The organism is Arthrobacter sp. TB 26 (assembly GCF_000427315.1).
Taxonomy (GTDB): Bacteria; Actinomycetota; Actinomycetes; order Actinomycetales; family Micrococcaceae; genus Arthrobacter.
In genome coordinates, this window is record NZ_AUPJ01000154.1 from 20,902 (window position 1) to 34,552 (window position 13,651).

11 protein-coding genes and 2 pseudogenes (1 of these 13 cut by a window edge) are annotated in these 13,651 nt (G+C 66.8%); all 13 read left to right on the forward strand.

Annotation, left to right across the window (positions count from 1 at the left end):
• A pseudogene (locus K789_RS22365) lies at positions 1-1,055 on the forward strand (mannose-1-phosphate guanylyltransferase); it begins 105 nt to the left of the window's first position.
• Positions 1,056-1,120: 65 nt separating this feature from the next.
• A complete protein-coding gene (locus K789_RS0105135; RefSeq protein ID WP_024365823.1) occupies positions 1,121-2,320 on the forward strand; it encodes an amidohydrolase in 1,200 nt (399 codons plus the stop codon).
• A gap of 173 nt (positions 2,321-2,493) precedes the next feature.
• Positions 2,494-2,928, forward strand: a complete 435-nt coding sequence (locus K789_RS0105140) for a MarR family winged helix-turn-helix transcriptional regulator (protein ID WP_024365824.1) — start codon at positions 2,494-2,496, stop codon at positions 2,926-2,928.
• A 47-nt stretch (positions 2,929-2,975) separates the two neighbouring features.
• A complete protein-coding gene (locus K789_RS0105145; RefSeq protein ID WP_024365825.1) occupies positions 2,976-3,407 on the forward strand; it encodes an organic hydroperoxide resistance protein in 432 nt (143 codons plus the stop codon).
• On the forward strand, positions 3,404-4,435 hold the full coding sequence (locus K789_RS0105150) for an NADP-dependent oxidoreductase (protein WP_024365826.1): 1,032 nt from the start codon (positions 3,404-3,406) through the stop codon (positions 4,433-4,435). Before K789_RS0105145 ends, K789_RS0105150 begins: the two co-directional genes overlap by 4 nt.
• 282 nt (positions 4,436-4,717) lie before the next feature.
• The gene (locus K789_RS0105155) at positions 4,718-5,827 is read left to right on the forward strand and encodes a BMP family ABC transporter substrate-binding protein (RefSeq protein WP_024365827.1); all 1,110 of its coding nucleotides are present in this window, start codon (positions 4,718-4,720) and stop codon (positions 5,825-5,827) included.
• Between the two features lie 166 nt (positions 5,828-5,993).
• Positions 5,994-7,649: an ABC transporter ATP-binding protein gene (locus K789_RS0105160; protein WP_024365828.1), complete on the forward strand. Its 1,656-nt coding sequence runs from the start codon at positions 5,994-5,996 to the stop codon at positions 7,647-7,649.
• A complete protein-coding gene (locus K789_RS0105165; RefSeq protein WP_024365829.1) occupies positions 7,642-9,066 on the forward strand; it encodes an ABC transporter permease in 1,425 nt (474 codons plus the stop codon). Before K789_RS0105160 ends, K789_RS0105165 begins: the two co-directional genes overlap by 8 nt.
• The gene (locus K789_RS0105170) at positions 9,063-10,400 is read left to right on the forward strand and encodes an ABC transporter permease (RefSeq protein ID WP_024365830.1); all 1,338 of its coding nucleotides are present in this window, start codon (positions 9,063-9,065) and stop codon (positions 10,398-10,400) included. Before K789_RS0105165 ends, K789_RS0105170 begins: the two co-directional genes overlap by 4 nt.
• A gap of 2 nt (positions 10,401-10,402) precedes the next feature.
• A pseudogene (locus K789_RS22370) lies at positions 10,403-10,808 on the forward strand (cytidine deaminase).
• On the forward strand, positions 10,805-12,136 hold the full coding sequence (locus tag K789_RS0105180) for a thymidine phosphorylase (RefSeq protein ID WP_024365831.1): 1,332 nt from the start codon (positions 10,805-10,807) through the stop codon (positions 12,134-12,136). The pseudogene K789_RS22370 and the gene K789_RS0105180 overlap by 4 nt, the downstream one beginning before the upstream one ends.
• A 145-nt stretch (positions 12,137-12,281) precedes the next feature.
• Positions 12,282-12,920 carry a DedA family protein gene (locus K789_RS0105185; protein ID WP_024365832.1) on the forward strand — a complete coding sequence of 213 codons (639 nt, stop codon included), beginning with the start codon at positions 12,282-12,284 and terminating at the stop codon, positions 12,918-12,920.
• A gap of 111 nt (positions 12,921-13,031) precedes the next feature.
• Positions 13,032-13,651 (forward strand): DedA family protein (locus tag K789_RS0105190; protein WP_024365833.1); only part of this gene is annotated, 620 nt, incomplete at its 3' end.

The window sequence follows — 13,651 nt, forward strand, 5'->3', positions numbered from 1 at the left end:
CCCGCCTCTGGCCCCTGTCGCGAGCAGCAGCCCCCAAGTTCCTTCACGACCTCACGGGCTCGGGCAGTACCCTCCTGAGATCCACCTACGACCGGCTTGAGCCGCTCGCCGGCAAGCACATGCTCGTGGTGACCGGAAGGGCCCACCGGGACGCGGTCTGCCGCCAGCTCCCCGAGATTGACGACGCGGACCTGGTGCTCGAAAGCGAGCCCAAAGACTCCGGCGCCGCCATCGGTTTGGCCGCCGCCATCCTGCACGAGCGTGATCCGGACACCATCATGGGCTCCTTCGCGGCTGACCAGGTGATCAGCCCCGACGAGTTGTTCCACGAGGCCGTCAGGGAGGCCATCCACGCGGCCGCGGCCGGCAAGATCGTCACGATCGGCATCAAGCCCACCCACGCCTCCACCGGCTTCGGCTACATCCGGGCCGGAAAGAACCTCGACGTGGACGGGGCACCCAGCGCCCAGGCCGTCGTCGAGTTTGTGGAGAAGCCCAGCGAAGAGGTCGCCCAGGAGTACCTCGACAGCGGCGAATACGTCTGGAATGCCGGCATGTTCGTGGCGCCCGTCGCGCTGATGCTCAAGCACCTCGAAGCCAACCAGCCCGAGCTCTTCGCCGGCGTGCAGGAAATCGCCAAGGCCTGGGACACCCCGCAGCGCGACGAGGTCCAGGCCCGCGTGTGGCCCACCCTGCCCAAAATTGCGATTGACTACGCAGTGGCCGAACCGGCCGCCGCCGCCGGCGACGTCGCCGTCGTGCCCGGCACCTTCCGCTGGGACGACGTCGGGGACTTCGCCTCGGTGGGCCGGCTCAACAGCGCCAAGGAAGTCAAGGACGTCACCGTGATCGGTGAGGGCGCCCGCGTCTTCACCGAGGACGCCAGCGGCGTGGTGGTCTCCGATACCAAGCGCGTGATCGCGCTGATCGGGATCAAAGACGTTGTGGTGGTGGATACCCCTGACGCCTTGCTCGTGATGCACAAGGAACACTCGCAGCGCGTGAAGCAGGCCGTGGACGCCCTGAAGGCCAGCGGCGACACCGACGTCCTCTAGTTTCCCGAGCCGTAACGCGCCGTACGCGATGCCGCTATTTTTTGTGCGCTCGCTAGAGTTATTCCGTGCGTAACTACTCTACTGAAGCTGAACCCACCACACTGGTGGGGCCGTGGCTCGAGCCTCTCCTGCCGGAGCTGATTGCCTTCCGCCGGGACTTGCATGCGCACCCGGAGCTCTCCTTCAAAGAGTTCCGCACCACCGACAAGCTCGCAAAGCGCCTGGAGGAAGCCGGGCTCAAACCCCGGCGCCTCGACGGAACGGGCCTGACGGTGGACATCGGGGAGGGCCCGATGTCCACCGCCCTCCGCGGCGACATTGACGCCCTTCCCATCATCGAGGAGACGGGCCTTCCGTTCGCCTCAAAGAACCACGGCGTCACCCACGCCTGCGGCCACGACGTCCACACCGCGACCATGCTCGGCGCGGCCCTGGTCCTGCAGCGGATGCATGAGGAGTCGCCGCTGCGCGGCACCGTGCGGATCATCTTCCAGCCAGCCGAGGAAACCATGCCCGGCGGGGCACAGAGCTGCATCGAGCAGGGTGTCCTCGAGGGCGTTCCCCGGATCTTCGCGCTGCACTGCGATCCCCGGATCGAGGTGGGCAAGATCGGCACCCGGATCGGTGCCATCACCTCCGCCTCGGACACGATCAAGATCGAACTGAACGGCCGCGGCGGCCACACCTCACGCCCGCACCTGACCGAAGAACTCGTCTTTGCCCTCGCGCAGATCGCGGTCAACGTTCCGGCCGTGCTCTCCCGCCGCGTCGATGTCCGCAGCGGCGTGTCCGTGGTCTGGGGCCACATCTCCGCCGGCTCCGCACCCAACGCAATTCCGGCCAGCGGCTACATGGCCGGCACCATGCGCTGCCTGGACCGCGACGCGTGGCACAGCGCCGGCGAAATCCTCGACGAGGTCATCCAGCAGATCGCGGCACCGTACGGCGTCGACGTCCACCTGGAACACACCCGCGGCGTGCCTCCCGTGGTGAACTCCGAACATGAGACCGCCCTGATCGAGGCCGCGGCGCGCGCCGAGATCGGCGAAGGCGCCGTCGTCCTGACCCCCCAGTCCATGGGCGGGGAGGACTTCGCCTGGTTCCTGGCCGACCTCCCCGGCGCCATGATGCGCCTCGGCACCAAGACCCCCGGCGGCGAGGAGTATGACCTGCACCGGGGCGACTACATCCTGGACGAACGTGCCCTGGGCCTGGGCATCCAGGTGCTCACCGCCGCAGCCCTGCGCACCCTCCGCGACCTCTAACCGGACAAACCCTCCGGCCGCTCCGTGCCGCCGTCGAGGCGGGACTTCGCGCCCATGACTCTAAGGCAAAAACTCTAAGGCAAAGTCAAGCAGTGGGCGCGAACTCTCACCCCGGCGGGCCGGGCTGGGTCAATTAGGTTGTGCACAATTGAATTGTGGGCTATCGTAGAGTCATGACCGACGCCCCGCGCCTCAACCGGCAACTGTGTTTTGCCATGTACTCCGCATCGCGGGCGGCCACTGCCGCCTACCGGCCGATGCTCGAGGAGCTGGGCCTGACCTACCCGCAGTACTTGGTGATGCTGGTCCTCTGGGAAGAGGAACCGCGCAGCGTCCGCGAACTGGGGGAGGAGCTGGGGCTGGACTCGGGCACGCTGTCCCCCCTGCTCAAGCGGCTCGAGTCCCTGGGCCTCGTGGAGCGGCGCCGGTCCGCCACGGACGAGCGCAGGGTTGAGGTCTTCCTGACCGACGCCGGCTCCGCCCTCAGCGCCCGGGCCACCGGCATCCCGCAGCGGCTCGCAGACGCCGCCGGGCTCTCGCCGGCAGAACTTGACCAGCTCCGCGAAACGCTGAGCCGGCTGGCCGCCGCCCTGCACGGCTCCCACTGACTTCCACCCCCGCTGACTTCCACCCCACGCAACAGATTGGATCTCCCATGAAGACTCTCTATACAGCCGAGGCCCTGGCCTCTGGCGAGGGCCGCGACGGCACCGCCGTCACCAAGGACGGCAAGCTCAACGTGGCCCTGGCCAGTCCGGTGGAACTCGGCGGCAGCGGCGAGGGCACCAACCCGGAGCAGCTCTTCGCTGCCGGATACGCGGCCTGCTTCCACTCCGCGCTGCGCCTCGTCGGCCGCCAGCAGAAGGCCGACCTGACGGATTCCGCTGTCGCCGCCAGGATCCACCTCGGCGCGCTCGGCGACGGATCCGGCTACGGCATCGCCGCGGAACTCGAAGTCGCCCTGCCCGCCGTGGACCGGGCCACGGCCGAGGACCTCGTGGCCAAGGCCCACGAAGTCTGCCCCTACTCCAATGCCACCCGTGGCAACATCACTGTCGACATCACAATCATGGAGGTAGCCGCATGAGCACCCACACCGAAACCACAGTCCTTCCCGCCGCCACGCGGGAGATCCAGCTGGCATCCCGGCCGCACGGCCGTCCCGTACCGGAGAACTTCCGCAGTGCCGAGACGGCACTGCCCGAACTGCAGGACGGCCAGGTCCTGGTCCGCAACCTCTTTATCTCCGTGGACCCCTACATGCGCGGCCGGATGAACGACGTCAAGTCCTACTCGGCGCCCTTTGCCTTGGACGTCGCGATGGAAGGCGGCGCCGTGGGCGAAGTCATTGCCTCCCGCTCCGCGGACCGCAAGGTGGGCGACGCCGTCGTCCATTCCCTGGGATGGCGTGAATACGCCGTACTCGACGCAGGCGCCACCACGCCGGCCCGCACCGACCTGGCCCCCGCCTCCGCGTTCCTCGGAGCGCTGGGAATGACCGGCCTGACGGCGTACGCCGGCCTGCTCAAGGTCGCCGGCTTCAAGGCCGGAGAGGTCGTCTTCGTCTCGGGCGCCGCAGGTGCCGTCGGCTCGCTCGTGGGCCAGATCGCCAAGGCGATGGGCGCCTCCCGCGTCATCGGCAGCGCGGGCTCCCCGGAAAAGGTGGCACGGCTGCTGGAGCTCGGCTTCGACGCGGCCTTCAACTACCACGACGGCCCGGTGGCCGCGCAGCTCGCCGCGGCCGCGGGGGACCGCGGGATCGACGTGTATTTCGACAACGTCGGCGGGGAACACCTCGAAGCCGCGCTGTCGGCGCTCACCGTCGGTGGCCGCGTGGCCATGTGCGGCGCCATTTCGCAGTACAACTCGACCGAGCCCACCCCGGCCCCGCGGAACCTCATGCAGGCCATCGGCAAGCAGCTGACCCTCAAGGGTTTCCTGGTCGGCGGCTACTGGCAGCACATGGCCGAGTTCGTCGAGACCATGTCCGGCTGGCTCGCAGACGGCACCGTGCGCTACGACGAGACCATCGTGGACGGGCTGGAGAACGCCCCGCAGGCCTTTATGGACCTGCTGGAGGGCGCCAACACCGGCAAGATGCTGGTCCGGCTCTAACCGGACCGCCCGCCAGTCCCGCAGATTGCACGCCCCGTACCGGAAATGCCCGGTGCGGGGCTTTCTGTCTCTACCGCTTGGTAACAAGTTCTCAACAATCTGTGGAATCGCTGTGAACTGTGCTACTTGGACGTGTCACAGGACACTAAAGTGGCTTCCATCAGTGCGCCTCGGCGCAGTGCTGCGAAATCCATCAGTGAAAACAGCGTTTCAGCGGCAACACCGCCAACAGACACTCATTGAGCTCCGTCGTAGCGCCTACTCTTTCTTCCTGGAGGAAAATTGAAGAACTCTCTGCGTGCAACCTTCAAGCGCGGTTCAATGGCAGGAGTCGCCACCGCCGGTGCGGCTGCACTTCTGCTGACCGGTTGCGGGGCCGCTCCGACAGCCAGCAGCAGCGCCACCCCGTCAGCCAGCAACTACACCGGCTGCATCGTTTCCGACTCGGGTGGATTCGACGACCAGTCATTCAACCAGTCCTCCTACGAGGGGCTGAAGAAGGCTGAGAAGGACCTGGGCATCAAGGTCAACCAGGCCGAGTCCAAGACCAACAACGACTTCGAGCCCAACCTGCGCGCCATGGTCACTGCCGGCTGCAACCTGACCGTCACGGTCGGCTTCCTGCTCGGCGACGCCACCAAGGCCCAGGCCACGGCGAACCCGGACAAGCACTTCGCCATCATCGACTTCGGCTACGAGACCCCGATCAGCAACGTCAAGCCGATCATCTACGACACGGCCCAGGCCGCGTTCCTGGCGGGCTACCTCGCAGCCGGCACCACCAAGACCGGAACGGTTGCCACCTTCGGCGGCATCAAGATCCCCACGGTCACCATCTTCATGGACGGCTACGCCGACGGCGTCAAGTACTACAACGAGAAGAACGGCAAGGACGTCAAGGTTCTTGGCTGGGACAAGGCCAAGCAGGACGGTTCCTTCACCGGTGACTTCGAAAAGCAGGACAAGGGCAAGCAGTTCACGCAGAACTTCCTGGACCAGGGCGCGGACATCGTTATGCCCGTCGCCGGTCCGGTCGGCAAGGGTGCAGGCGCGGCCCTGAAGGAAGCCAAGGCAGCAGGCAAGGACGTCAAGCTCATCTGGGTTGACTCCGACGGCTTCCTCACGGCACCGGATTACAAGGACATCATGCTCTCCTCCGTCATGAAGCAGATGGGCGAGGCCGTCGAGACCGTTGTGAAGGAAGACAAGGACGGCAAGTTCTCCAACACGCCGTACGTTGGCACCCTCGCGAACGACGGCGTGCAGCTGGCTCCGTTCCACGACATGGACTCTCAGGTTCCGGCCGAGCTGAAGACCCAGCTGGACCAGATCAAGAAGGACATCGCCGACGGCAAGCTGAAGGTTGAATCCGCAGCCAGCCCGAAGGTCTAACTTCCGCCGCTAAGCGCCACGGCCCGTCCGGTCATCCACCGCACGGGCTGTGGCGCTTTTCGTTGAGCGGACAGACTCCGCTTCCGGCTGCAGGCACTAGGCTGATCCTGCAGCCCCATCATCCGTCCGGCCGAGACGCCCGGGCACTTCGAGATTGGTCAGAGTTTTGAAACTTGAACTCAAGGGGATCACCAAACGCTTCGGCTCCCTGGTAGCCAACGATCACATTGATGTGGTGGTTGAACCCGGGCAGATTCACTGTCTGCTCGGCGAAAACGGCGCAGGCAAGTCCACGCTGATGAACGTCCTGTACGGACTGTACGAGCCGACCGAGGGCCAGATCCTCGTAGACGGCAAACCCGTCACCTTCCGCGGCCCGGGCGACGCCATGGCCACGGGCATCGGCATGGTGCACCAGCACTTTATGCTGGTCCCCGTTTTCACGGTTGCCGAAAACGTCGCACTGGGCGCGGAAACCACCAAGGCGGGCGGATTCCTGAACCTGGATGACACCCGGCGGAAGATCCAGGAGATCTCGGACCGGTACGGCTTCGACGTCGATCCCGATGCGATGATCGAGGACCTCCCGGTGGGTGTGCAGCAGCGCGTCGAAATCATCAAAGCGCTGGTCCGCGACGCCAAGGTGCTGATCCTCGATGAGCCCACTGCCGTGCTGACCCCGCAGGACACCGATGAGCTGCTGGACATCATGCGCCAGCTCAAGAGCCACGGCACCTCGATCGTCTTCATTTCGCACAAGCTGCGCGAGGTCAAGGCCGTCTCGGACACCATCACGGTGATCCGGCGCGGCAAGGTGGTCGGCACCGCCGATCCCAGCGCCTCGACGACCGAACTGGCCTCCATGATGGTGGGCCGCGCCGTCAACCTGACCCTGGACAAGGCCCCGGCCAATCCCCAGGAGACCACCTTCCAGGTCAAGGACCTCACCGTGATCGCGCCCAGCGGCCAGCACGTGGTGGACGGCATCAGCTTCGACATCGCCCGCGGCGAGATCCTCGCCGTCGCCGGCGTCCAGGGCAACGGCCAGACGGAATTGACCGAGGCCATCCTGGGCCTCCAGGACCGCGTCCACGGCTCCATCCTGCTCGACGGCGAAGAACTCGTCGGCCGCAGCGTCAAGGAGGTCCTCAACGCGGGCGTCGGGTTCGTGCCGGAAGACCGCTCCGTCGATGGCCTGATCGGCACCTTCTCGATCGCCGAAAACCTGATTCTGGACCGCTATGACCAGGCGCCGTTCGCCAAGGGCATCAGCATGAGCCCGGCCAAGGTCCTGGAGAACGCCCAGACCCGGATCGACGAGTTCGACGTCCGCACGCCCTCAGGTTCACTCGCGGCCGGCACGCTGTCCGGCGGCAACCAGCAGAAGTTGGTCATGGCACGGGAGCTCTCCCGGCCGCTTCGGCTCTTCATCGCCTCCCAGCCCACCCGCGGCGTCGACGTCGGATCCATCGAGTTCCTGCACAAGCGCATCGTGGCCGAGCGCGACCACGGCACTCCCGTGATGATCATCTCCACCGAACTGGACGAGGTGATCGAGCTCGCCGACCGGATCGCCGTGCTCTACAAGGGCAAACTGGTCGGCATTGTCCCGGCCGGCACCCGTCGTGACGTCCTCGGCCTGATGATGGCAGGGCTGTCCCCGGAGGACGCCCACGCCGACACCGCGAGCAAGCACGCCGCCCGGCAACCCGGGGATGTGCCCGCGGAAAACCCCGCCGAACCCCAAGTATCGAAACAGGCGCCCGCCGCCCAGCCCGTGCAGGAGTCCAGCTCCGGCGCCGTAGGAGACGACCATGAGTGAGAACAACGAGCCGCGACGCTCGGCTGCACCGGATCCGGACCGGAATCCGGACGCACTGCCGCCTGAAACACAGCCGGCACCGGCTCCCGAAGCTGAGTCCGGGGCTCCCGTAAAGGACGCCGCCCTGGTCACCTCCCTGGACACGGCCGGCGGGGCGATGCGGCCCTCGGCGGTTCCCGTCTCGGCCCAGAGCGGTTCCCTCCCCGGCACCGACGACTCGGACTCGGTGCTGCGCAAGATCTTTACCGGCAACGGCATCGTGACCATCCTGGCCGTCCTCCTCGCCCTGATCCTTGGCGGACTCCTCATTGCCAGCACGGACAAGGTGGTGGCCGCGACGTCGAGTTACTTCTTTGCCCGGCCGACCGACTTCCTCGCCGCCGTCTGGTCGGCCGCGACGAGCTCCTACGTCGCGCTCTTTCAGGGCTCGGTCTTCAACCCGCGGGGGAGCGGCGTGGGCGGACAGTTCGCCCCGCTCATGGAGACCCTCACCATCGCCACCCCGCTGATCACCGCCGGCCTCGGCGTAGCCCTGGCGTTCCGTGCGGGCCTGTTCAACATCGGCGCGCAGGGCCAGATCATCATGGCCGGCATCCTCGCCGCCTGGGTGGGCTTCGCGCTGGACTTGCCGGTGGGCCTCCACCTGCTGCTCGTCCTGATCGCGGGCGTCATCGGCGGCGCCGTCTGGGGCGGCCTCGTGGGCGTGCTCAAGGCGAGAACCGGAGCCCATGAGGTCATCGTGACCATCATGTTCAACTACATCGCCCTGTACCTGGTGCGCTACCTCCTGGACACACCGGCGTTCCAGCGGCCGGGGGAGACCACCCCGATTTCCCCGATCCTGGACCCGTCCGCCGTCTATCCGCAGATCTTCGGCAGCCAGTACAGGCTGCACATCGGCTTCCTGCTGGCCATCGCGGCGACAATATTCGTCTCGTGGCTGCTGAACCGCTCCACCATCGGCTTCGAATTCCGCGCAGTGGGCGCCAACCCCAAGGCAGCCCTCACCGCCGGCATCAACGTCCCCCGCGCCACCATCCTGGTGATGACCATCGCCGGTGGCCTGGCCGGGCTGGCCGGCGTCGCGCAGGTGGCGGGCACCGAAAAGGTCCTCACCGACGGTGTCGCGGCAACATACGGCTTTGACGCCATCACGGTCGCACTGCTGGGACGCTCGACGCCGTGGGGCACCTTCGCCGCCGGCGTGCTGTTTGGCGCCTTCCGCGCCGGAGCGGTGCAGATGCAGATCCAGACCGGAACCCCCATCGACATCGTCCTGGTGGTCCAGTCGCTCATTGTGCTGTTCATCGCGGCGCCGCCCCTGGTCCGGGCGATTTTCGGACTGAACCCGCGCAAGAAGAAAGCCGCAACCGCCGGCAAGTCCCAGAAGGCAGCAGCCACCGGAGGTGCAGCATGAGCACAACAGCAACCTCGCCCGTCCCGGGAAGCCCCCGGGAACCACAGCAGGGACGCCCCCGCTCGGAGAAAAACCACAAGCCGACGGTGTCCGCGAAGCCTGTCACCTGGAAGCTGCCGGTGACGCTGCTGGTGCTCGCCGTCGTTGCGTTCATCTTCTTTGGCCTGCTGGGCCCGCACGCGACCGCCAAATTCGGCATTTCCTCCGGCGGTGACTTCTTCCAGCTCCCCGCCATCGAGGTTCCCGCCTTCCTCGCCGGGATTGTGCTCTCCGTGATCATGCTGGGCCTCGCGGGCTACGCCATGTTCCTGAAGACCAGGAATATCCGGCCCCCGCGCTGGCTGCCGGTCCTGTTCACGGTCCTGTTCGTGGTGGCCTTCCTGATCTGGGTGGTCGGCGGTGCCCGGACCCCCAGCATCTCGCTGGCCGGGCTCATCGCCGGGTCCGTGACCCTCGCCGTGCCGATCGTCTTTGGCTCGCTCTCCGGTGTCCTGTGCGAACGCTCCGGCGTCGTGAACATCGCCATCGAAGGCCAGCTCCTGGGCGGTGCCTTCACAGCCGCGATCGTCGCCAGCATGACCAACAACCCCTACCTGGGCCTGCTCGCGGCGGCCGTCGCCGGCGCCCTCGTCTCGATGGTGCTGGCCGTGTTCAGCATCAGGTACGTGGTCAACCAGATCATCGTCGGCGTCGTGCTCAACGTCCTCATCTCGGGCCTCACTGGCTTCCTGTTCAGCACCGTGATGCAGGCGAACAAGGAAATGTTCAACTCGCCGGGCCGGCTTCCCATCATCGAAATCCCGGTCCTGTCCAGCATCCCGGTCCTCGGCCCCATCCTGTTCAAGCAGTCCGTCGTGGGCTACCTGATGTACGTGGCCGTGATTGTGGTGTGGATCGGGCTGTTCAAAACGAAGTGGGGCCTCCGGGTCCGCTCCGTGGGCGAACACCCGCAGGCCGCCGACACGCTGGGCATCAAGGTCAACGCGACCCGGTTCTGGAACGTCACGCTCGGCGGCGCCGTCGCCGGGATCGGCGGATCGTTCTTCACCCTCGTCGCGATCGACAGCTTCACGAAGGAAATCTCGGGCGGACGCGGCTTCATCGCCCTGGCCGCAATGATCCTGGGCCGCTGGAACCCGATCGGGGCGTTCTTCGCCGCGCTGCTGTTCGGCTTTGCCGACAACCTGCAGAGCATCGTAACGATCATCGGCACCCCGGTGCCGAGCCAGTTCATGGCCATGCTTCCCTACCTCGTGACCGTGTTCGCCGTCGCCGGCCTCGTCGGCCGGTCCCGGCCCCCGGCCGCGAGCGGCATACCGTACGTCAAGGGTTGACGATGGCCAGCATCAACGTCGACTGGGCGGCCCTCGCGGNCCGCCGCCGCGGCCGCCATGGGGAACGCCTATGCGCCGTATTCGAAGTTCGCGGTGGGGGCAGCAGCCCTCACCTCGGACGGCCGGATCGTGAGCGGCTGCAATGTCGAAAACGCCAGTTACGGCCTCACCCTGTGTGCCGAGTGCGCCCTCGTCGGCAACCTGCACATGACCGGAGGCGGCCTGCTCCGCGCCTTCTACTGCGTCGACGCCGGCGGCAACGTCCTTATGCCGTGCGGGCGCTGCCGGCAGCTGCTGTACGAATTCAGGGCTCCCGACATGGAGCTCATGACCACCCAGGGAATCAAGACCATGGACCAGGTCCTTCCCGATGCCTTTGGCCCCCAACACCTGGAGGAACCCCGGTGACACAAACAACGCAGACCAACAGCCGCTCCGAATCGTTCGACGCCGTCGACATCATCCGCATCAAGCGCGACAAGGGCGTGCTCAGCCCGGCCCAGATCGACTGGACCATCGACGCGTACACCCGCGGCGCGATCGCCGATGAGCAGATGGCCGCCCTGAACATGGCCATCCTGCTCAACGGCATGGACCGGGCCGAGATCTCCCGCTGGACCGCGGCGATGATCGCCTCGGGCGAGCGGATGGACTTCTCCAGCCTGCGCCGCCCCGACGGCAGCGTGAAGCCGACATCCGATAAGCACTCCACCGGCGGCGTCGGGGACAAAATCACCCTGCCGCTGGCACCCCTGGTGGCGGTCTTCGGCGTTGCCGTGCCGCAGCTCTCCGGCCGCGGCCTGGGCCACACCGGCGGCACCCTGGACAAGCTCGAAGCGATCCCCGGCTGGCGCGCCGCGCTCAGCAACGAGGAAATGCTGGCCCAGCTCCAGGACGTCGGCGCAGTCATCTGCGCCGCCGGTGCCGGACTGGCCCCGGCCGACAAGAAGCTCTACGCCCTGCGCGACGTCACCGGCACCGTCGAGGCCATCCCGCTGATCGCGTCCTCGATCATGAGCAAGAAGATCGCCGAAGGCACCGGTTCGCTGGTGCTGGACGTCAAGGTCGGCAGCGGCGCGTTTATGAAGGACGAGGCCCGCGCCCGCGAACTCGCCGAGACCATGGTGGCCCTGGGCAAGGACGCCGGCGTCAACACGGTGGCCCTGCTGACCAACATGAACACGCCGCTGGGCCTCACCGCGGGCAACGCGATCGAGGTCGAGGAATCAGTGGAGGTCCTCGCCGGCGGCGGCCCGGAAGACGTCGTCGAACTCACGGTCCGGCTCGCGGAGGAAATGCTCGCCTGCGCGGGCGTCCACGACGCCGATCCGCGCGCCGCCCTCCGGGACGGCCGGGCGATGGACGTCTGGAACCGCATGATCGAGGCACAGGGAGGCGACCCGCGGGCCAAACTCCCGGTCGCCCGGGAATCCGAAGTCATCTACGCGCCGGCCGACGGCGTGCTGGTGGAACTCGACGCGATGGCCGTCGGCGTCGCCGCCTGGCGCCTCGGCGCCGGACGCGCGCGCAAGGAGGACCAGGTCCAGGCCGGCGCCGGGGTGCGCATGCACGCCAAGCCGGGCGCCATGGTCAAGGCCGGCGAACCGCTCATGACGCTCCTGACAGACACCCCGGAGAAGTTCGACCGGGCCAAGGAAGCCCTCCAGCACGCCGTCGTGATTGCGCCGGAAGGCTCCCGACCGGCGCAGCAGCTCATCATCGACCGCATCGCCTAGCTGACGGCTTGCCCTCTCACTTGTGGTCCCCAGGCAGTTGACTTTGTCAGGGGCCCAGCCGCCACAAGGGAGATGGGCAAGCTGCGGCGCGGGCCCGCAGGTACACTGGCACAACAGCCGTACCCCCGTTGTTTGGTAGGAAACCGTGCAGGCAATCAACGACTTCATCCTGGCCGCCGCAGGGCAACCCTGGGTGCTCTTCCTCGTGTTCGCGTGCTGTGTGATTGACGGCTTTTTCCCGCCCATTCCGAGCGAATCCGTGGTCGTTGGACTCGCCGCGGTCGCCGCCGGCGCCGGCATCCCCAACGTGGTGCTCCTGGCCGCGACCGCTGCCGCGGGCGCCTTCCTCGGCGACAACATCGCCTACCTGATCGGCCGCAACACCGGCACGCGGCGCTGGGCCTGGATGCGCGGCTACCGCATGCAGCGGGCCTTCCGGTGGGCCGGCACGGAGCTGCGCAAACGGCCCGCGTCCCTGATCCTCGTGGCGCGGTTCGTGCCGATCGGCCGGGTGGCGGTCAACCTGACGGCCGGCGCCACCCATTTCCCGCGGCCACGCTTCGTCAGTCTGACGGTCCTCTCCGCGGTGCTCTGGGCCGCCTACTCCGTCGCAATCGGCCTGTTCTTCGGCCAATGGTTCGAAGACAACCACCTGCTCGCCGTCATCGTTGCCGTCATCTGCGCGATCGGCCTGGGCATCCTGGTGGACGTCGTGATCAGCAGGCTGCGAGGGACCCTTCCCGAGGACGTCGAACAGCCCGTCCCGCCAGTGGAGCCCTCCTGACGCAGCAGCCCATCGTTAAGGGAGATTTATCCGGACGGAACGTAGCGCATCCTTGTCCGTCATGGGACACTGAAGAGCGCTTTTCATCACTTTCCTAGGAGCAACGCCCGCGTGGAATTTATCAATGAGGCAATTCTCCATGCCGCGGGACAATGGTGGATTTATCCGATTCTCACGATCTTCTGCTTCATCGACGGATTCGTTCCGATTCTGCCGAGTGAAACCCTGATCGTCGCCTTGGGTGCCCTGTCCGTCACGTCCGGCCAGCCGAACATGTGGTTCGTCATGGCGGCCGCTGCCCTCGGGGCTATCGCCGGCGACAACATGGCCTACCTGCTGGGCCGCCATGTCGGCGTCGAGCGCTTCCGCTGGATGCGCAAACCCAAGGTCCAGCGCGCCCTAAACTGGGCACGCTATGAGCTGGACAAGCGCGGCGCCATGCTGATCTTCACGGCCCGCTACATCCCGGTGGGACGAGTGGCCGTCAACTGGATCGCCGGCACCACCGCCTACCCGCGCCGGCGCTTCGTCATCCTGGACATCTTCGCCTCCGTCACCTGGGTGGCCTACTCCGCCGGCGTCGGCATCCTCGCCGGCAACTGGGTCCACGAACACCCGCTGCTGGGGGTCGGCATCGCCATCGCCTTCGCCATCGTGCTGGGCATCGTGATCGACCACCTGCTGACCTGGCTGCACCGCTGGCGCGACACCAAGGGAGCTGCCGCGGCGGC

Excerpts from the sequence above, each read along its gene's own strand:
- K789_RS0105140 (WP_024365824.1), top strand. The coding sequence starts at position 2,494 with ATGACCGACGCCCCGCGCCTCAACCGGCAACTGTGTTTTGCCATGTAC.
- K789_RS0105145 (WP_024365825.1), top strand. The coding sequence starts at position 2,976 with ATGAAGACTCTCTATACAGCCGAGGCCCTGGCCTCTGGCGAGGGCCGC.
- K789_RS0105150 (WP_024365826.1), top strand. The coding sequence starts at position 3,404 with ATGAGCACCCACACCGAAACCACAGTCCTTCCCGCCGCCACGCGGGAG.
- K789_RS0105165 (WP_024365829.1), top strand. The coding sequence starts at position 7,642 with ATGAGTGAGAACAACGAGCCGCGACGCTCGGCTGCACCGGATCCGGAC.
- K789_RS0105170 (WP_024365830.1), top strand. The coding sequence starts at position 9,063 with ATGAGCACAACAGCAACCTCGCCCGTCCCGGGAAGCCCCCGGGAACCA.